Annotated in this window: 17 protein-coding genes and 1 other RNA gene; 8 read left to right on the plus strand and 10 right to left on the minus strand. The window is 75.0% G+C overall.

Annotated features, from left to right (window positions below; genetic code table 11):
* Positions 1–19: 19 nt before the first annotated feature.
* Positions 20–742 (minus strand): response regulator, encoded by a 723-nt coding sequence (locus AB6N24_RS11610; RefSeq protein WP_412869556.1) that lies wholly within the window; start codon positions 740–742, stop codon positions 20–22.
* On the minus strand, positions 739–1,992 hold the full coding sequence (locus AB6N24_RS11615) for a sensor histidine kinase (protein ID WP_412869557.1): 1,254 nt from the start codon (positions 1,990–1,992) through the stop codon (positions 739–741). Before AB6N24_RS11615 ends, AB6N24_RS11610 begins: the two co-directional genes overlap by 4 nt.
* Positions 1,993–2,147: 155 nt before the next feature.
* Between AB6N24_RS11615 and AB6N24_RS11620 the strand changes: the two genes are divergently transcribed.
* The 5 genes from AB6N24_RS11620 to AB6N24_RS11640 all read left to right on the plus strand — a co-directional run bounded on the left by AB6N24_RS11620 (position 2,148) and on the right by AB6N24_RS11640 (position 6,844).
* The gene (locus AB6N24_RS11620) at positions 2,148–2,549 is read left to right on the plus strand and encodes a hypothetical protein (protein WP_412869558.1); all 402 of its coding nucleotides are present in this window, start codon (positions 2,148–2,150) and stop codon (positions 2,547–2,549) included.
* Positions 2,546–4,048, plus strand: a complete 1,503-nt coding sequence (locus AB6N24_RS11625; RefSeq protein ID WP_412869559.1) for a multicopper oxidase family protein — start codon at positions 2,546–2,548, stop codon at positions 4,046–4,048. Before AB6N24_RS11620 ends, AB6N24_RS11625 begins: the two co-directional genes overlap by 4 nt.
* Before the next feature lie 143 nt (positions 4,049–4,191).
* Positions 4,192–5,022, plus strand: coding sequence for a CPBP family intramembrane glutamic endopeptidase (locus tag AB6N24_RS11630; protein ID WP_412869560.1), 831 nt, complete (start codon positions 4,192–4,194; stop codon positions 5,020–5,022).
* A gap of 5 nt (positions 5,023–5,027) precedes the next feature.
* A complete protein-coding gene (locus AB6N24_RS11635; RefSeq protein WP_412869571.1) occupies positions 5,028–6,191 on the plus strand; it encodes a sensor histidine kinase in 1,164 nt (387 codons plus the stop codon).
* Positions 6,188–6,844: a response regulator gene (locus AB6N24_RS11640; RefSeq protein ID WP_412869561.1), complete on the plus strand. Its 657-nt coding sequence runs from the start codon at positions 6,188–6,190 to the stop codon at positions 6,842–6,844. The genes AB6N24_RS11635 and AB6N24_RS11640 overlap by 4 nt, the downstream gene beginning before the upstream one ends.
* A gap of 79 nt (positions 6,845–6,923) precedes the next feature.
* Here the strand turns inward: AB6N24_RS11640 and AB6N24_RS11645 are convergent, their stop codons facing one another.
* Genes AB6N24_RS11645 through AB6N24_RS11655 form a run of 3 tightly spaced genes read right to left on the minus strand, consistent with a single transcriptional unit; the run spans position 6,924 to position 8,981 of the window.
* Positions 6,924–7,697, minus strand: coding sequence for an SCO1664 family protein (locus AB6N24_RS11645; protein ID WP_412869562.1), 774 nt, complete (start codon positions 7,695–7,697; stop codon positions 6,924–6,926).
* Positions 7,694–8,251, minus strand: a complete 558-nt coding sequence (locus tag AB6N24_RS11650) for a DUF3090 domain-containing protein (RefSeq protein ID WP_412869563.1) — start codon at positions 8,249–8,251, stop codon at positions 7,694–7,696. The genes AB6N24_RS11645 and AB6N24_RS11650 overlap by 4 nt, the downstream gene beginning before the upstream one ends.
* A gap of 10 nt (positions 8,252–8,261) precedes the next feature.
* Positions 8,262–8,981 carry an MSMEG_4193 family putative phosphomutase gene (locus AB6N24_RS11655; RefSeq protein WP_412869564.1) on the minus strand — a complete coding sequence of 240 codons (720 nt, stop codon included), beginning with the start codon at positions 8,979–8,981 and terminating at the stop codon, positions 8,262–8,264.
* A gap of 110 nt (positions 8,982–9,091) precedes the next feature.
* Between AB6N24_RS11655 and AB6N24_RS11660 the strand changes: the two genes are divergently transcribed.
* A complete protein-coding gene (locus AB6N24_RS11660; protein ID WP_412869565.1) occupies positions 9,092–10,540 on the plus strand; it encodes a DUF2252 domain-containing protein in 1,449 nt (482 codons plus the stop codon).
* Between the two features lie 117 nt (positions 10,541–10,657).
* Positions 10,658–12,442, plus strand: a complete 1,785-nt coding sequence (ggt, locus tag AB6N24_RS11665; RefSeq protein WP_412869566.1) for a gamma-glutamyltransferase — start codon at positions 10,658–10,660, stop codon at positions 12,440–12,442.
* Between the two features lie 175 nt (positions 12,443–12,617).
* Here ggt and ssrA read toward each other — a convergent pair.
* Positions 12,618–12,985, minus strand: a transfer-messenger RNA (tmRNA) gene (gene ssrA / locus AB6N24_RS11670).
* 242 nt (positions 12,986–13,227) lie between these two features.
* Between ssrA and AB6N24_RS11675 the strand changes: the two genes are divergently transcribed.
* Positions 13,228–13,758: a DUF6328 family protein gene (locus AB6N24_RS11675; RefSeq protein WP_412869567.1), complete on the plus strand. Its 531-nt coding sequence runs from the start codon at positions 13,228–13,230 to the stop codon at positions 13,756–13,758.
* A gap of 12 nt (positions 13,759–13,770) precedes the next feature.
* On the opposite strand, the gene AB6N24_RS11680 is transcribed toward AB6N24_RS11675, so the two are convergent.
* From AB6N24_RS11680 to AB6N24_RS11695, 4 genes are read right to left on the minus strand one after another with little or no spacing between them, the layout of a single operon-like run.
* Positions 13,771–14,478 (minus strand): esterase/lipase family protein, encoded by a 708-nt coding sequence (locus AB6N24_RS11680; protein WP_412869568.1) that lies wholly within the window; start codon positions 14,476–14,478, stop codon positions 13,771–13,773.
* Positions 14,475–15,404: an alpha/beta fold hydrolase gene (locus tag AB6N24_RS11685; RefSeq protein WP_412869569.1), complete on the minus strand. Its 930-nt coding sequence runs from the start codon at positions 15,402–15,404 to the stop codon at positions 14,475–14,477. Before AB6N24_RS11685 ends, AB6N24_RS11680 begins: the two co-directional genes overlap by 4 nt.
* Complete coding sequence (locus tag AB6N24_RS11690; protein WP_412869570.1) at positions 15,401–17,191, minus strand: RecQ family ATP-dependent DNA helicase; 1,791 nt, start codon at positions 17,189–17,191, stop codon at positions 15,401–15,403. Before AB6N24_RS11690 ends, AB6N24_RS11685 begins: the two co-directional genes overlap by 4 nt.
* Positions 17,188–18,360, minus strand: coding sequence for an aldehyde dehydrogenase family protein (locus AB6N24_RS11695; RefSeq protein ID WP_412869572.1), 1,173 nt, complete (start codon positions 18,358–18,360; stop codon positions 17,188–17,190). The genes AB6N24_RS11690 and AB6N24_RS11695 overlap by 4 nt, the downstream gene beginning before the upstream one ends.
* Between the last annotated feature and the right edge of the window lie 24 nt (positions 18,361–18,384).

Below are 18,384 nucleotides of genomic sequence, written 5' to 3' on the forward strand. Positions count from 1 at the left end.
AGCCGGTTCTGGCGCCCGATCAGGCGGACGGCGTCCCCGGCGACACCAGCCCGGTCTCGTACGCCAGCACCACGAGCTGCGACCGGTCGCGCGCGTCGAGCTTCGTGAGCAGGCGGCTCACGTAGGTGCGGGCCGTCGCCGGGCTCAGGTGCAGCGTCGTCGCGATCTCCTGGTTCGAGCGCCCGCGCCCGATCTCGCGCAGCACCTCGCGCTCGCGCTCGGTCAGCCCCGCGAGGCGGGCACCGTCGTCGCGCCGCGGTGCCGTCGCCGCCGCCTGCATCACGCGCCGGGTGACCGACGGGTCGAGCAGCGCGTCCCCCGCGGCGACCGCGCGGACGGCCTGGCGGAGCTCGTCGGGCGCCACGTCCTTGAGCAGGAACCCCGCGGCGCCCGCGCGGATCGCCTCGAACACGTGCTCGTCCTCGTCGAACGTCGTGAGCACCAGCACCGCGACGCCGGCCAGCGCCGGCTCGGCGACGATCGTGCGTGTCGCCTCGATGCCGTCGAGGTCGGGCATCCGGATGTCCATGAGCACGACGTCGGGCCGCAGCTCCCGCACGCGTGCGACGCCCTGGCGCCCGGTCGCGGCGTCGGCGACGACGGCGATGTCGCCGTCGCGCTCGACGAGCGTGCGCAGCCCGGCGCGCAGCAGCTCCTGGTCGTCGACGAGCACGACACGGATCCCCCGGCGGCCCTCCTCGGCTGCTCGGGGACCGTCCGCGTCGTCGTCCGGCGTCGTCATGCGGTCAGCCTCGCAGGCAGCCGCGCGTGCACGACGAACCCGCCGCCGTCCGCCGCGCCGCACGTCACGGTGCCGCCGAGCAGCGAGGCCCGCTCAGCCATCCCCCGCAGCCCCTGCCCGGCGCCTGCCACCGCCGGCGTGCGCACCGCGCCGGCCCCGTCGTCCCGCACCACGACGTCGAGCCGGCCACCCGCGAGCGCCACCCGGACGTCGACCCGGTGCGCGCCCGCGTGCCGCAGCGCGTTGGTCAGCGCCTCCTGCACGATCCGGTACGCGCCCGCGCCGATCGCCCCGTCGACCGCGTCGTCCGGCACGTCGACGTCGACACGGACGTCGAGCCCGGCGGAGCGCGTGGACTCCGCGAGCGCGGCGACGCCCCCGAGCCCCACGGTCCCGCGCGCGGGGTCGTCCGCCGGCGTGCGCAGGAGCCGCACGGTCGAGCGCAGCTCGCGCAGCGTCGAGGACGTCGCGGTGCGGATCTGCTCGAGCGACGCCGCGACGAGCGCGTCGTCCCGGCCGACCGCCTCCGACGCGACGTTGGCGTGCACCGCGATGACCGAGACGGTGTGCCCGACCGCGTCGTGCAGGTCCCGCGCGATGCGCACCCGCTGCGCCTGCAGGCGCTGGTCCGCCTCGAGCTCCTGCTCCGCGAGCGACGCGAGCCGCAGCCGCTCCTGGTCGAGGCGCGACTGCCGCCGCACCCGCACGCTCACCCCGAGCGCGACGGCGGCGACGACGAGCGCGACGTTGGTCAGCAGCTCGTAGCTCAGCAGGTACGTCGCCGGCAGCCCCTCGGTGATCCGGAAGTACGCCGCGACGCCCACGAGCACCCCGCCGATGGTGAGCGCCGCGCGCGTGCGGTCGAGCTCGGCCGCGGAGTACAGCGCCGCCGCCGCGGGCAGCGCCTGCCCGATCGCCGGGAAGCCGAGCGCGTAGTACGCGAAGATCCCGAGCACCGTCACGAGGAGCACCGTGACGGGCCGGCGACGGCGGGCCAGCAGCACCGCGCCGAACCCGAGCGCGAACAGGTACGCGAGGACCGACGGGTCACGCTCGGCCTCGAGGCCTGCGCCGACCGTGAGCGCGACGACGAGGACCGTCGCGGCGGCAAGCACGAGGTCGACCGTGCGCTCCGCCGTGAGGCGGGGCACGGGCGTGACGCCTCGTCCGAGGGGCGGCCCGCCGGAGCCGGGCGACGAGCCTGCGCGCACGGCGCCGGCTCCGGGCGACGACGCAGGTGGGACGGCCATCCCCCGAGCGTAGGAAGCGGCGGCGCCCAGGGACATCCCCGAGCGGGCGACCCCGGGTGTCGCCTCCTGACGACACCCGCCGTCCCCGGATGCCGGGGTGCACCGGCGACACCCGACGGATTCCCGCGCGGCCCGCCGTTCCTAGCGTCGGACGCATGGACCTCACGACTCCCCCCACCACCTCTACGCGCCCGATCCGGTGGCGCGTCGTCCTCGGCCTCGCCGCCACCGTGCTGCTCTGGCCGCTCCTCGGGACCACCGGCCGGGACGGCCCCGTCTTCGCCCTCACCGTGTTCGCGCTGACCGCCGCGGTGTGGGTCGGCGTGCTCGGGCTGCGCGACGTGCCGCGCCCGGTCGCGACCGCGACGCTCGCCGGCGTCGCGTACGGCGCGGCGATCGTGACGCTCTCGGTCGTCGTGGGCGGCGCCGGCGCCGGCGGGTCCGGGCCGGTGATCGTGCTCGGTGCGCTGTGGGAGCTCGTGTGGGTCGCGATGCTCGGCGCCGGCGCAGGGCTGCTCGGCCAGGCGATCCAGCGCGGGCGGGGGCGACGGCCGTGAGGCGCGGGGTCGCTGCGGCCGTCGGGGTCGCCGCCGCCCTCGCGCTCGTCGGCGGCTGCGGGGTGCCCCTCTCGGTCTCGTCGGTCACGGCGCCCGACGACTTCGACACGCCGCTGCCCGTCCCGCCGCTCGCGCCCTCCCAGGTCGCCGCCGACGGCACCCGCACGTTCCACCTCACCGCGCAGGAGGGCACGACGCAGTTCGTCGACGGCGTCGACACCCCGACCTGGGGGTTCGACGGCGACCTCCTGGGCCCGACGCTGCGTGCCTCGCGCGGCGAGCAGGTCACCGTCGAGGTCCGCAACGAGCTGCCCGAGCCGACGAGCGTCCACTGGCACGGCATGCACCTGCCCGCGGCGATGGACGGCGGCCCGCACCAGCCGGTCGACCCCGGTGACGTCTGGCGCCCGACGTGGCGCGTCGACCAGCCGGCCGCGACCCTCTGGTACCACCCGCACCCGCACGGCCGCACCGAGGAACACGTCTACCGCGGCATGGCCGGGTTCTTCCTGCTCGACGACCCGGCCGCGCCCGACGTCGGGCTCCCGCACGAGTACAGCGTCGACGACGTGCCGGTCGTGGTCCAGGACAAGAACCTGGACGACGACGGGACGCTCGACCTCGACGGCGGCGAGGTCGGCGTGCTCGGCTCGCTCGTCACGGCGAACGGCGTGCACGGCGCCCACCTGGCCGTCACGACCGAGCGGGTGCGCCTGCGGCTGCTCAACGGGTCGACCGGGCGGACCTACTCCTTCGGGTTCGCCGACGACCGGACGTTCCTCCAGGTCGCCTCCGACGGCGGGCTCCTGCCGGCACCCGTCGAGGCGACGCGCGTGCGGCTCTCCCCCGGCGAGCGCGCCGAGGTCGTCGTCACGATGGCTCCGGGCGAGACGGTGCGGCTGCGGTCCTTCCGGCCCGACCTGGGGCGGATCGCCGCCGGGTTCGCGATGGGCGCGAACGACGAGTTCGACGTGCTGGAGCTGCGAGCAGCCGAGGCGCTGGCGGCGTCACCCCAGGTCGCGGAGGTGCTCACGACGCTCGAGCCGCTGCAGGCCGCCGACGCCGACGTGACCCGGACGTTCTCCGTCTCCGGCCGGGAGATCAACGGGCGCCGCATGGACCTGTCCCGGATCGACGAGACCGTCGAGGTCGGCGCCACCGAGATCTGGGAGGTCCGCAACGACGACGCCGTCCCGCACAACGTCCACGTGCACGACGTGCAGCTCCGGGTGCTCGACATCGACGGCGACGCGCCCCCGGCCGCGCTGGGCGGCCTCAAGGACACGGTGTACCTCGAACCGCGACGGACGTACCGTCTGATCATGCGGTTCGAGGACTACACCGACCCGGACGTGCCCTACATGCTCCACTGCCACCTGCTGCTGCACGAGGACGAGGGGCTCATGGCGCAGTTCGTGGTCGTGGAGTCAGGCGAGGCAGCGGTGGACGGCCCGCAGCGCGCGCGTCCGCCGGCCGGCTCCTCGCACGACCACGGCTGACGCCGCGTCGCCGTCCGCCGTGCCGTCCCCCGCGAGAGCTACCCCGGCTGCCCACCCCACGGTGACCCGCCCGCCCCTGCCGCCTCCCTACGTTCGAGGCACAGCCGCGGCACCCCGCTGCGGCACGTGGAGAGAGGCCGGTCATGCGCCTGCTGAAGCAGCTCGGAACCGTGTTCGTCGTCGCCCTGGTGGGCAGCCAGGCCGCCGCCGCGGTCGACGGGAGCTGGCTCCTGACGCTCCTCGTCGGCACGGTGACCGCGGCGCTGGCGCTGGTCGCGTACACGTGGGTGGTCCGGCGGACCGAGCACCGCGAGCCGGCCGAGCTCGGGCGGGCCGGAGCCGGCTCCGCGACCGCCCGGGGGCTCCTGCTCGGGGTGCTCATGTTCGGCTCGGTGATCGCGTGCATCGCGCTGACCGGCGGCTACCGGGTCGACGGCGGGGGCTCGGTGACCGTCGCGGTCGGACTGCTCGGGTTCACGGCCGCCGCCGCGGTGACGGAGGAGCTCCTGTTCCGCGGCGTGCTGTTCCGGGTCGTCGAGGAGCGCGCGGGCACGTGGGGTGCGCTGCTGCTGACCTCGGTGCTGTTCGGGGCCGTCCACCTGGCCAACCCGCACGCGACGGTCTGGGGCGCGGTCGCGATCGCCGTCGAGGCCGGGGCGATGCTCGGCGCCGCGTACGTCGCCACCCGGACGCTCTGGCTGCCGATCGGGCTGCACTTCGGCTGGAACTTCGCCGCCGCGGGGATCTTCGGCACCGAGGTCTCGGGCAACGACACCCCGCAGGGCCTGCTCGAGGGCGTCACGTCCGGACCGGTCCTGCTGTCCGGGGGCGCGTTCGGACCGGAGGGCAGCGTGTTCGCGGTGCTGGCGGGAGCGGCGCTCGCGGTCGTGTTCCTGCGGCTCGCCCACCGGCGCGGGCGGATCGTGCCCGCCCGGCGGCGCGCGGACCGCTCCCTCGCCACCACTAGCGTGTGACGGTGATGGACCGGGAGCGGGTGGTGACGACGTGGCGCGGGCTCGACGTCACGGTGCGCGACCTCCCGCTCGCCGTGCTGGTCGCCGTGGCACCGCTGGTGCCCTCGCTGCAGAACCAGGGCACGCAGCTCGGGGACGTGCCGCACCGGCCGGCGGACGCGCTGGCCGTGGCGGTCGTGGCACTGCAGTCGGCGCCGCTCGCGGTGCGCCGGCGGTGGCCGGCCGCCTGCCTCGCGCTGGTGTCGCTCGGGTTCGCCGTCGACCAGGTCCGCGGCTACCACTCCGTGGCGGGGATCGCCCTGCCGGTCGCGCTGGTCAGCACGGGGGCGCACCTCGACCGGTTCCGCCGGACGGCCGCGGTCCTGTGCACCGCGGCGTACCTCCCGCTCACCGTCGCGATCGACCGGAGCGGCGCCCAGGAGCAGGCGAGCGGGTACCTCACCTTCTACCTGCTCCTCGCGGCGGCCTGGTGCGTCGGCGCCTGGCTGCGGCAGTCCCGGGCGGCCGAGGCGGAGCACCGCACCCACGCCGCGGAGAGCGCGCGCGTCGCCGAGCGCACCCGGATCGCGCGTGAGCTGCACGACGTGGTCACCCACCACGTGACCGCGATGGTGGTCCAGGCCGAGGCCGCGCGCTACCGGACCGCCGACCCCGACGCGCTCGACGAGACGCTGACCGCGGTCACCGACACCGGCCGCCGAGCGATCACCGACCTGCGTCACCTGCTCGGCGTGCTCGACCCCGGGCACAGCACCGTGCGCGCGACGGACGCGCGGACCCCGGCGGTGGGCGACCTCGCGGAGCTCGTCGAGCAGACCCGACGGGCCGGGCAGCCCGTGGAGTACGTCGCGGAGGGCGATCCCCGGCGGAGCGCCGACAGCGCGGAGGCCGCGGCGTACCGCGTCGTCCAGGAGTCGCTCACGAACGCGCTCAAGCACGCCCACGGCTCCCCGACGACCGTCCTCGTCCGTCATGACGACGGCGCGATCACCGTCGAGGTCCGCACCGAGGGCTCCTCGTCGCGACCGGGAGCCCCCGCCGGGAGCGGTCGCGGGCTCGTCGGGCTCCGCGAGCGCGTAGGGGTGCTCGGCGGCGAGCTGCGCGCCGACCGGGAGCCCGGTGGTGGGTTCGTGGTCCACGCACGCATCCCCGCCGGGAGCCCGTCGTGACCGCTCCGATCCGTGTCCTGGTGTGCGACGACCAGGCGCTGATCCGCACCGGCTTCGCCACGATCATCGGCGCGCAACCGGACCTCGAGGTCGTCGGCGAGTGCGGTGACGGGCGCGCGGCGGTCGACCTCGCCGGACGGTTGCAGCCCGACGTCGTGGTGATGGACGTGCGGATGCCCGTGCTCGACGGCATCGAGGCGACCCGGTTGCTGGCGGGCGCCGGTGTGGCACGCCCGGTCAAGGTGCTCGTGGTGACGACGTTCAACCTCGACGAGTACGTGTACGAGGCGCTGCGCGCCGGGGCCAGCGGCTTCCTGCTCAAGGACGCCCCACCGGCCCAGCTGCTCCACGGCATCCGCACCGTCGCCTCGGGTGCGGCGCTGCTCGCGCCCGAGGTGACGCGCCGGCTCGTCGGCCGGTACGCCGGGCGGATCCGCCCGCCGGAGACGCCGCCGGACACCGCGCTGACGCCGCGGGAGCTCGAGGTGCTGCGGCTCCTGGCCGACGGCCTGTCCAACAGCGAGATCGCCGCGACCCTCGTGATCAGCCCCGAGACCGTCAAGACCTACGTCTCGCGCATCCTCACGAAGCTCGACCTGCGGGACCGGGTGCAGGCCGTGGTCTACGCCTACCGGAGGGGTTTGGCGGGCTGACGACAGGCCGGGCGCGGCGGGCACGGTCCTCGACGCGCGGGCTCGGCCATCGCGGCCACCGGTCCGCCGCGACGGGCGGTCAGAACAGCGGCCACGGGACGGCAGGCATGTCGCCCCGGGGAGCGGGGAAGCGCCCAGCCCGGACGAGGCGGTCGCACCGGGCGGCGAGGGCGGCGACCTCGTCATCGCTCAGCAGTGCCGACAGCCGGTCACCGAGGTCACCAGCCACGTCCGAACGCACCCGCTCGACCCCCGCCACCTCCTCCGCCGACAGCGGCTCCCCGACCCACCCCCACAGCACCGTCCGCAGCTTGTGCTCCTCGTGGAACGTGACGCCGTGGTCGACCCCGTACCGGTGCCCACGGAGCATCGGCAGGACGTGCCCGCCCTTGCGGTCGGCGTTGTTCACGAGGACGTCGAACACCGCCATGCGCCGCAGCGCCGCGGTGTCCTCGTGGATCACGGCGACGGTCCTCCCGTCCTCGTCACGCCCCTCGAGCACGGTGCGCCACCCCTGCGCCGGCACCTGCGCGACCGGGACCACGTCGACGGGGTCCTGCTCGGCGTCGGCCTCCTGCCACAGCTGCACCATGCCGGGCCCGAGCGGTCCGTCGCGCAGCCAGGTCCGTGGGACGACGTCCCACCCGGTCGCCTCGGAGACCAGGTACGCGGCGACCTCGCGGTTCGCGAGCGTCCCGTCCGGGAAGTCCCACAGCGGGCGCTCGCCGGCAACGGGCTTGTAGACGACCGCGACCTCACCGACCTTGCCGACGAACGTCGCGTTCGAGGCGGCGGTGATCCGACCGACCAGCTCGAGCGCGCCGCCGTCGAGGTCGACGTCCGGAGCCGTCACACGCCGTCGGCGGGCGGGCAGACGTGACCGTCGGGGTCGACCGGTCCGCCGCAGAGCGGGCAGGCCGGCCGGCCGGCGCGGACGACCTGACGGGTGCGCTGGGCGAACGCCCGGGCGGTGCCGACGGGGATCCGGACGAGCAGCATCTCGGCGGGCTCGTCGGCATCCGGCTCGGGCAGGACCTCGTCCTCGTCGCCGACCGCCTCGACCGGGTAGGCCTCGATGACGACCTGCGCGGTCCGCGGGTCCCAGCCGAGGCGCAGGGCACCGACGCGGAACTGCTCCTCGACGGGCTGGTCCAGCGGCTCGTTGTCGACGAGCTCGGCCGGCGTCTCGGTCGGGACGCTCACCGTGCTGCCCGTCTCGGCGACGAGCCGGTCGAGCAGCTCGTCGATCGTGTCGGCGAGGACCGCGGACTGCTCCTTCTCGAGCGCGACGCTCGTCGAGCGCGCACCCGCGCGTGCCTGCAGGTAGAAGGTCCGTTCGCCGGGGCGACCGACCGTCCCGACGACGACGCGATCCGGCCAGTCGAACTCGTGGACGAGGGTCCGCATGCCGCCCAGTCTACGAGGCAGCACCACGATCCTGCCGGGCGACGCCGTCGTGCCCGGACCCTCCCCCGACGGCCGCGTCGGCCACCGGGCCGCTCGACCGGAGCCACGCCAGGTCCCCGGCGTCGGTGTTGGTCGCGACGACGTCGGGCCGGGTCTTCCCGTACCGGACGATCGAGACCGACGCGGGACCGACGACGAGCCGCTGGAACAGGTCGAGGTGCATGCCGAGGGCGTCGGCGAGGACCGCCTTGATGACGTCGCCGTGGCTCACCGCCGCCCACACCGCACCGGGTCCGTGCTCGGCCTCGAACGCCGCGTCGTGCCCGCGGACCGCCGCGACGGCGCGCGCCTGCATCGCCGCGAGGGACTCGCCGCCCGGGAACGCCGCGGCCGACGGCTGCGTCTGCACGACGGACCACAGCGGCTCCTTCGCGAGCTCGCCGAGCGACCGGCCCTGCCACTCGCCGTAGCCGCACTCGGTGAGCGACTCGTCGAGCCGCAGCTCCAGCGCGCCCGCCTGCCGCTCGAGCAGAGCCCGGGCCGTGTCCTGGCAGCGCTCCAGGGGGCTCGACACGAGCGCGACGAGCGGGACGACCCCGAGCCGTTCCCCGGTGCGCGCCGCCTGCTCGCGCCCGACGTCGTCGAGCATCACGCCGGGCAGCCGCCCCGCGAGGATGCCGTCGACGTTCGCCGTGGTGCGCCCGTGCCGGACGAGGATGACTGTGGCCATCCGCGCAGCCTAGGCACAGCGGGCCCGCGGCCGCGGCCGGACCGCTCGCCCGTCCGGGCCTGCGGACGGTCTGGTAGAACGAGACGGGGCAGGGAGCGGAGGTGGCCGGGGTGACGACGAGTCGCGCGCGCCACACCGTGCTGGCCACGGCCGAGAGCGACGCCTTCACGTCGCTGCGCCGGCGGCCCACCTCGCGCCAGGAGCGGTTCGCCCTCGGCAAGAGCCTCCGCGCGCAGGTCCCCCGTCGAGCGCTCGCGCGCTGGAGCCCGCCCGCCGACCGGCCCGACCCGGTCGAGCTGATCCGGCGGTCGCACGAGGGGCGCCTGGAGGAGCTCGTGCCGATCCGGGTCGCGCGCATGGTCGCGTCGCCGTACGGGTTCCTGCGCGGGACCGCGATCGTGATGGCGCACGACGTGGCGGGCCTGCCGGTGACGGGGATCACGCCGGTGGTCTGCGGCGACGCGCACCTCGGCAACTTCGGGTTCTACGCCTCGCCCGAGGGCGAGCTCGTCATCGACCTCAACGACTTCGACGAGGCGCACCCGGGCGCCTGGGAGTGGGACCTGCGCCGGCTCGTCGCGAGCATCTGGGTCGCCGGCCGCGAGAACGCGGCGAGCGAGGAGCAGTGCGCCGACGCCGTCGCGTCGTGCGTCGCCGCGTACCGCGCGGAGGTGGCCTTCCTCGCCGGGCAGCCGCTGCTGCTGCGCTCCTACAACCGGCTCGACGTCGAGCGCATGCACGAGACGGCGACCGACAAGACGCTGCGCGCCGAGATCGTCCGGGCCGCGCGGCGGGCTCGCGGACGCACGAGCGACCGGGCCCTGCCGCGGTTCACGCGCGAGCACGAGGGCCGGCGGCAGATCGTGGACCAGCCGCCCCTGATCACCCGCGTGCCGGAGCCGGAGGCCGAGCACCTGGCGGCGGCGCTCGACGACTACCTCGACACGCTCGCTCCGCACTGGCGGCGCGTGCTCGGCGGCTACACGCTCGTCGACCTCGCCCACAAGGTCGTCGGCGTCGGGAGCGTCGGCCTGCGGGCCTACGTCGCGCTGCTCGAGGGCAGCGACCCCGACGACGTGCTGTTCCTGCAGCTCAAGCAGGCGCGTCGCTCCGTGCTGGCGCCGTTCGTGCACGGTGACTCCGCGTGGCACGCGCACCAGGGCCAGCGGGTCGTGGAGTACCAGCAGGCGCTGCAGACCGTGAGCGACCCGCTGCTGGGGTGGACGACCGTCGGCGAGCGGCAGTACTACGTGCGGCAGTTCCGGAACATGAAGGGCACGGTCCCGCTCGACGCGATCGACGCGACGGCGCTCGCCGACTACGCCGGCATCGTGGGGCACCTGCTCGCCAAGGGGCACGCGCGCACGAGCGGGGCGTCGATGATCGCGGGGTACGCCGGGCGGTCGGACCGGCTCGACCGGGCGATGGTCACCTTCGCGCGGGCGTACGCGGACCAGACCGAGGCTGACCACGCGGCGTTGGTGAGCGCCGTCCGGCGGGGTGCGCTCCCCGCCACCGAGGGCGCTGCGGATCAGCTGGGCAGCGCGTTCCGGCCGTGACCACGCGCGCCACGTCCCCCCGGCTGCACGAAGGGCCGCCACCTCGGCGAGAGGGATGACGGTCTCCGCCGGCGGGTGGTAGGACGGGACTACCCGCCTCTCGCCCGAGGAGATCCGATGCGACGGTCCAGGCAGATCGGTTCGCGTGTGGCGCTCGCCGTCACCCTCGCACTGGCGGTGGGCGTCGCGCCCGCCTCGGCGCACCCGCCGCACCCGGGTCACAGCGAGAAGGTCCCGGTCGCCACCGGGTACGGCGGGGCGGTCACGACGGTCGACGCGGACGCGACCCGGGTGGGCCTCGACGTGCTGCGCCGAGGCGGGAACGCGGTGGACGCCGCCGTCGCGGCCGCGGCGACCCTCGGCGTGACCGAGCCGTTCTCGGCGGGCATCGGGGGCGGCGGCTTCTTCGTGTACTACGACGCGGCGTCCGGTCAGGTCCACACCATCGACGGGCGTGAGACCGCGCCGACGGCGATGCAGAGCGACGCGTTCGTGGAGGACGGCGTGCCGCTCCCGTTCGCGGACGCGGTGACGTCGGGCCTGTCGGTGGGAGTACCCGGCACTCCGTTGACCTGGGCGACGGCCCTCGACCAGTGGGGTTCCCTGGACCTGCGGCAGGCCCTGACGGGGGCCACCGACGTGGCGCGCCGGGGCTTCGTGGTGGACCAGACGTTCGCGGACCAGACCGCGGCGAACGTCGCGCGCTTCTCCGCCTTCCGGTCGTCGGCGGACCTCTTCCTGCGGCGCGGTGCACCCCCCGCGGTCGGGTCGGTCTTCCGCAACCGCGACCTCGCCGACACCTACGACGTGCTCGCCCATCGCGGGGTCGACGCGTTCTACACCGGCAGGCTCGCCCGGGAGATCGTCCGCACGGTCCAGAAGCCGCCGGTCAGCCGGCGCAGCCCGCTCGTCGTCCGCCCGGGGCTCCTCGAGCTGCATGACCTCGCGTCCTACGAGGCGCCCCTGCGCGCACCCACGCTCGTGTCGTACCGCGGGCTCGACGTCTACGGCATGGCGCCGCCGTCCTCCGGCGGCTCGACGGTCGGCGAGGCCCTGAACATCCTCGAGTCGCGTCCCGGCGGACCGTTCGACACGACCCAGACCCTGCACGGCTACCTCGAGGCGAGTGCCCTGGCGTTCGCCGACCGCAACCGGTACGTCGGCGACCCGGAGTTCGTCGACGTGCCCCTGGACCAGCTGCTCTCGGACGAGTTCGCGGCCGAGCGGGCGTGCCTGATCGACCCGGCCACCGCTCTCGTCAAGCCGGTGGCGCCCGGCGTGCCGGACGGCGACTACGCCGCCTGCGAGCCCGCGTCGGTCGGGACGGAGGTGCCGGACGGTGAGTCCACGACGCACCTGACCACGGCGGACCGTTGGGGCAACGTGGTGGCGTACACGCTGACCATCGAGTCGCTCGGCGGTAACGGGATCGTGGTGCCGGGCCGCGGCTTCCTGCTCAACAACGAGCTGACCGACTTCAACTTCACCGACACCCAGGGCGGCGACGACCCGAACCTGCCCGGCCCCGGCAAGCGGCCGCGCAGCTCGATGGCGCCGACCATCGTCCTGGCTGACGGGAGCCCGTTCCTGGCGCTCGGCTCCCCCGGCGGGTCGACGATCATCACGACGGTGCTGCAGGTCCTCGTGAACCGCCTGGAGCTCGGGATGGAGCTGCCGGACGCCGTCGCAGCGCCCCGCGCCACCCAGCGCAACACCGCTGCGGTCCAGGCCGAGCCCGGCTTCGACCGGACGGCGCTGCAGGCCCTCGGCCACGTGTTCACCGACAACCCGGAGATCGGCGCGGCCACCGCGATCGAGTTCCTCCCCGACGGCGCACTGCTGGCCGTGGCCGAACCTGCCCGTCGCGGCGGGGGCAGCGCGGCGGTCGTGCACGAAGGCTGACACACCGAGCGCCCGTCGCGACCTTGCTCGGATCGCCGCGCGCTCGTGTCGCCCCGGGGCGCCGCTCCGGCCCGGGGCGGGCGCTGCCCCCGTCTCCGGGCACAGGAAGGGCCGCCACCCCCGGCGAGAGGGATGACGGCCTTCGAGTGCCGGGGCAGCCTTGCGGCGCTCGCAGCAGTGGAGGTGGCGGGAATCGAACCCGCGTCCGATGACGAAAAACCAGGACTTCTCCGGGCGCAGCTTGCTGCGCTTTTTCTCAGCCCTCGCGATCTAGCAAGCATGTCGCGAGCGGGCTCAGTCGTCTAAGAGTCCCCCCAGCACCGACGACGAATGCTGGGAGCAGTGGCTCTCTAGATGACGCCAGCTACCGAGTCGAGAGCACTCTCGGGCTGACGGACTTCGTAACTAGCTCAGGCGGCGAGTTCGAAGTCGGTGCGCGATGTATTGGCACCTATGGGTTTGCACGGATCGTTTACGAGATAACCGTGCGTCCTCGGCCCGCTTCTCCTGGCTCGACGATCACCGTCGAAACCGATCACCCCCGTGTTGAGTTGTCAACAGCCCGCCCGCCCCCGGAGGGGCCGGCGTGCGTCGCTCATCGTACGTCACAACACGCGGCACCGTCCCGTTCATTCCCGCTGACCTGCGTCGACAGGCGGCACCGCGGCCGCCACCCGGACACCTGTCCACGATGCGACCCGCACGCGGTGTCCCACCGCGCGCCGCGCGCGGGGAGGCGGCACCATACGCTCAGACATTCCGGACACGACCCCGATGAGGTGGACATGGTGGCCCAGCACGAGCTCGAGCTGCACAACGACCGTCGCGAGACGCGGACCGAGCGGATGGACCGCAACTGGAACGAGCTGCTCCAGGAGCTGCGGGTCACGCAGACGGGCGTGCAGATCCTCACGGGCTTCCTGCTCACGGTGCCGTTCCAGCAGCGGTTCGACGACCTCGACGAGTTCCAGCGCGCCGTCTACCTCGTGCTCGTCCTGCTCGCGCTCGTGACGACCGGGCTGATCACCGCCCCGGTCAGCCTCCACCGGATCCTGTTCCGCAAGGGCCTCAAGCCGGAGCTCGTCGAGTGGGGCGACCGGCTCGCGCGCGCCGGGCTCGCGTTCCTCGCGCTCGTGCTGAGCGGCGCGGCGCTCCTGCTGTTCGACTTCGTCGTGGACCGCACCGCCGGGTACCTCGCGGGCGGCGGGACGCTCGTGTTCCTGACCGTCCTGTGGCTCGTCGTCCCGCTCCTCGAGGCGCGCAAGGCCCACGGGGCCGACGACGCGGACGGGCGCGGCACGGGCATCGACGACTGACGTGCGGCGACCTCAGCTCCGCACGCGGCGCGCGAGCTCCTCGACGAGCAGCGGCACGAGCTCCGGGTCGCTCAGCGCCCGGAAGTGCCCGGGCGTCGTGAGCTGCACGTTGTGCGCACCGACGAGCTCGCTCCCGCCGGGGATGTGCGGGTCGAAGCGGGTGTAGACGCTCGTGATCAGGCTGTTCGGGACCTGGTGCGCCTGCAGCGCGGTCAGCACCTCGTCGTCCGGCAGGAACGTCCGGACGCTGCGCAGCGGGATCCAGCGGGCGTAGGGCGAGCCGGCGAACGGCGTGTTGATCGCGACCATCCCCGCGACCCGCTCCCCCACGTCGGCGCGGCCCATGACTGTCTTGCCGATCAGCCCACCCTTGCTGTGCGCGACGATCACGACGTCGTGCAGGTCCTCGGCGAGGATCTGCTCCGCGACGAGGTCCGCCGCGGCCGGGATCGCGCCGGCGTTGAACCCGAGCTGGTCGACGACGTGGACGGCGTGCCCACGCTCGTGCAGCGCGCGGGCGAGCGGGTGCATGAACTTCCACGTCTCGTAGACGCCCGGGAGCAGGAGCACGGCGGGCTCGACGCGCGGGTCGGGGTCGAGCCAGTCGTCGGCGCTCGCGCGGCGCACGAGGCCGGCGACCTGCCACCACGCGACGTACGCGTAGTCGGCGGCCCACCAGGCCCCCTTGCGCAGCACGTCCACGACGGACGACGGGCTCATGGCACCTCCCCCAGCACCAGCGCGGCGACGTCCTCGGGGTGCGTGTACATCGCGACGTGCCCGGCACCGGCGACCTCGGCGCTGCGGCCGCGCGGGGCGGCGGCGGCCAGCTCGGCCTGCCAGCGCCGCGTGCAGATGGGGTCCTTCTCGCCGCGCACGAACAGCAGCTCGTCGCTCACCTGCGCGGCGGCCTCCTCGGTCGCGTACCCGAGCATCGGACGCAGCATCGCGGTGTACCAGCGGGGGCCGGCGCGCAGGTAGTCCGAGGTGATGATCGCGTTGGCCCGCAGCGGCTCGTGCAGGCCGTCCCGCGCGAGCCGCAGCGCCTGGCGCACCGGGTTGCGCGCCCGGCTGTCGATCACGGTGCCGATGCACACGCCGCGCCGGGCCGCGCCGGGCGCCTGCCGCATGGCCTCGACCACCACCTGCGCGCCCATCGAGTGCCCGACGAGCACGGGCCGGTCGAGCTCCGCGGCGCGCAGGTAGTCGCGCAGGGTCGCCGCCAGGTCCTCGATCGTCGGACGCTGGCCTCCCCGCGGTGAGCGCCCGAAGCCCGGGAGGTCGGGGACGAGCACGTCGTGGTCGCGGGCCAGGACGTCGGCGAGCGGCGCGAAGTACCGGCCCGACACGCCGATGCCGTGCACGAGCACGAGCGTCGGCCCGCGCGTGCCCGGGGCTCCGAGCTCGGTCGCGACGACCTCGGCCTCGCTGCCGAGCGTGACGGTCGTGCGTCGCGGGTTCGTCGTGACCCGCGGGGCGCCGCGGTGCAGCGCCCGTGCGTCGTCGCCCGCGAGGAGCGCGTCGGCGCGTGAGGGAGGGACCGCGCGCGGGAGGCCGTCGTCGGCCCGGAGCCCTGCACCCGCCCCGAGGCCGGGCCGGCCGACCTCGTCGACCGGCTCGCCCGCCTCCGGCAGCACGTCGGTCATGCGGCTCCCGCCTCGGCCGTGGACGGCTCCGACGCCGCGTCGCCCACCACGGCGCCGCCCGACGCACCGGGCACGACCACGAGGATCCCCGAGTCGAGCGCGATCGCCGTGTCGAGCGTGACGTACCCGCGCTCGTCGAACAGCACCGTCACGCGCTCCGCCTCGACGACCGACACGACCCCGGGGCCGAACTCGGTGTGCTCGACGTGCTCCCCGGTCCGCAGCCGGGACTCGTCGACGTCGAGCGACGTGCCCTGCTCGCAGTTGTCGCACCGACCGCACTGCTGCGGGTGCGCCTCGCCGAGCAGCTCGAGCAGCAGGCGGCGGCGGCAGTCGGTCGCGTCCGCGTAGGTGCGGACGAGCTCGACGCGCGTGGTGTCGATCTCCTGGAGCCGCTCGCGCCGCTCGGTCACGGCCTTGAGGGCCTTGGCCGGCGTGAGCTCGCCCGCGTGCAGCAGGTCGCCGTCCTGCCGGACGGCCTCGACGCCGAGCAGCGCCCCGAGCACGCGCGAGAGCGTGCGCGTCGTGAGCCCGGTGCGTTCGACGAGCTGGTCGCGCGTCGCCGGCTCCTGCGCGAGCTCGCGCAGGACCTTGCGCACCGTCTCCGGGCGGGGGCCCCCGCCCGAGCGCAGGTAGTGGTTGAGCCCGAAGTCGTCGGGCCGCGTGAACAGCACCGCGGTCGCGGGCTCCTCGTCGCGCCCGGCGCGCCCGACCTCCTGGTAGTACGCGTCGAGCGACGGCGACGGCCCGGCGTGCACCACGAAGCGCACGTCGAGCCGGTCGACGCCCATCCCGAACGCGCTGGTCGCGACCACGAGGTCGGCGTCCCCGCGCAGGAACGCGTCCTGCGCCGCCGCGCGCTCGGCTGCCCGCAGCCCCGCGTGGTAGACGAGCGCGGGCTTGCCGGCGTCCGCCAGGGCGGCGGCGAGCGCCTCGACGTGGGTCCGGGTCCGCCCGTAGACGATCCCGGCGCCCTCCTGCTCCAGGACCCACGCGACGACCCGCTGGTCGCGCTCGGGCTCGGTCGCGGCGTGGTGCGCGCCGAGCCAGATGTTGGGCCGGTCGGCATCGTGCACGAGCACGCGCGGCTCGTGCATCGCGAGCCGCTCGACGATCTCGTCGCGCACGTGCGGCGACGCGGTCGCCGTCATCGCGAGCACCCGGGGACGGCCGAGGCGCTCGACGGCCGCGCCGATCTGCAGGTAGTCGGGCCGGAAGTCGTGACCCCACTCCGCGACGCAGTGCGCCTCGTCGACCACGACGAGCCCGACGTCGGCGGTCACGAGCTCGTCGATCACCGCCGAGCGCACCAGCTGCTCGGGCGCGAGGAGCAGCACGTCGAGCTCCCCGGCGACCGCGAGCTCGAGCGCCTGGCGCTGCTGGCGTGCGGTGCGGGCGGAGCTCACGGCCTCGGCGCGCAGCCCCGCCTCGCGCAGCGCGGTCACCTGGTCGCGCTGGAGCGCGAGGAGCGGCGAGACGACGACGGTGAGCCGTCCCGTCAGCAGCGTCGAGATCGCGTAGACGGCCGTCTTGCCGGCGCCGGACCGCGCGACGAGCAGCGTGTCCCGGTCGCGCAGCCCGTCGAGCGCGTCGCGCTGCGACTCGCGCAGCCGCGCACCCTCGCCGAGCACCCGCTGCACCGCGGCGTCGAGGTCGGCCGACGCGACCGGGAGCGGCGTGACGGCGGCGTACGTGTCGTCCTCCTCCGCGCCGGCAGCCCTGCCGTCGCGTGCCGGTCCGCCCGCCGCCGCGTCGTCGGCGGAGCTCCGCCGGCTGCGCCGGCTCATGCGACGACCGCGGGCTCGAGGTGCACGGCCTTGAGCACGGTCATCGCCGCGAGCAGGTCCGGCCCGTACCCGGCACCGGCCCCGCTGTCGCGCCGCGGGTCCGCGGAGCCGCCGGGTGCACCGCCGAAGACCGCGTTGATCTTGACCGTGCCCACCTCGAGCTCCTCGGCGGCGAGCAGGGCGTGGTCGAGGCGCGGCGTGAGCACCGTCGCCGCGAGCCCGTACCGGCCCTCGTTGGCGAGCGCCAGGCCCGTGTCGAAGTCGGGCACCCGCGTGATCGCCGCCACCGGGCCGAACGTCTCCTCGGTCAGGACGTCCATGTCGGCGGTGCACCCGTCGAGCACGGTCGGCGGGTAGAACGCCCCGGCACCGTCGAGCCGCAGGCCACCGGTGCGGACCTCCGCACCCGCGCGGACCGCCGCGTCGACGTGCGCCTCGACGACCGCGAGCTGCTGCGCGTCGACGAGCGGGCCGAGGTCGGTCGCGTCGTCGTCGGGCGCCCCGACCTTCATGCCCTCGGCGATCGCGACGAGCTCGGTGACGACCGCGTCCGCGACGTCCTCGTGCAGGTAGACGCGCTCGACCGACGTGCACAGCTGCCCGGTGTTCACGAACGCGCCGATGCTGATCTGCTGCGCGGCCCACGCCGGGTCGACGCCCGCGTCCACCACGATCGGGTCCTTGCCGCCGTTCTCGCGCAGCACGCGCGCGCCGCGCTCGCCCGCGACGGCCGCGATCCGGCGTCCGGTCGCCGAGCTGCCGACCTGCGCGACGAGCGCGACGCGCGGGTCCGCGACGATCGCCTGGCCGGTCTCCCCGTCGCCGTTCACGACGTTGAGCACACCGGCGGGCAGCGCCTCGGCGATGATCCGGCCCAGCTCCCACCCCGGCAGCGCGCTCCGCTCCGACGGCTTGTGCACCACGGTGTTCCCGGTGACCAGCGCCGCGGCGACGAGCCCGGCGGCCGCGGGGAACGGGTCGTTCCACGGCGTGATGACGGCGACGACCCCGTGGGGCTCCCGGCGCACGACGTCGAGCGCCGTCGTCGAGCCGGCGAGCGTCCGGCCCGTCGCGCCCAGGCCCGTCGTGGCGGCCTCCTCGAGGATCTCCGCGGCGACGAGCGCCGACCCCGTCGACTGGCCGAGCAGCCGCCCGGTGCTGGCCGTAATCTATTAGACATGCTCGTGGGCAGG

This window comes from Cellulomonas jepli (genome assembly GCF_047229345.1).
In the GTDB taxonomy this organism is placed as follows: Bacteria; Actinomycetota; Actinomycetes; order Actinomycetales; family Cellulomonadaceae; genus Cellulomonas_A.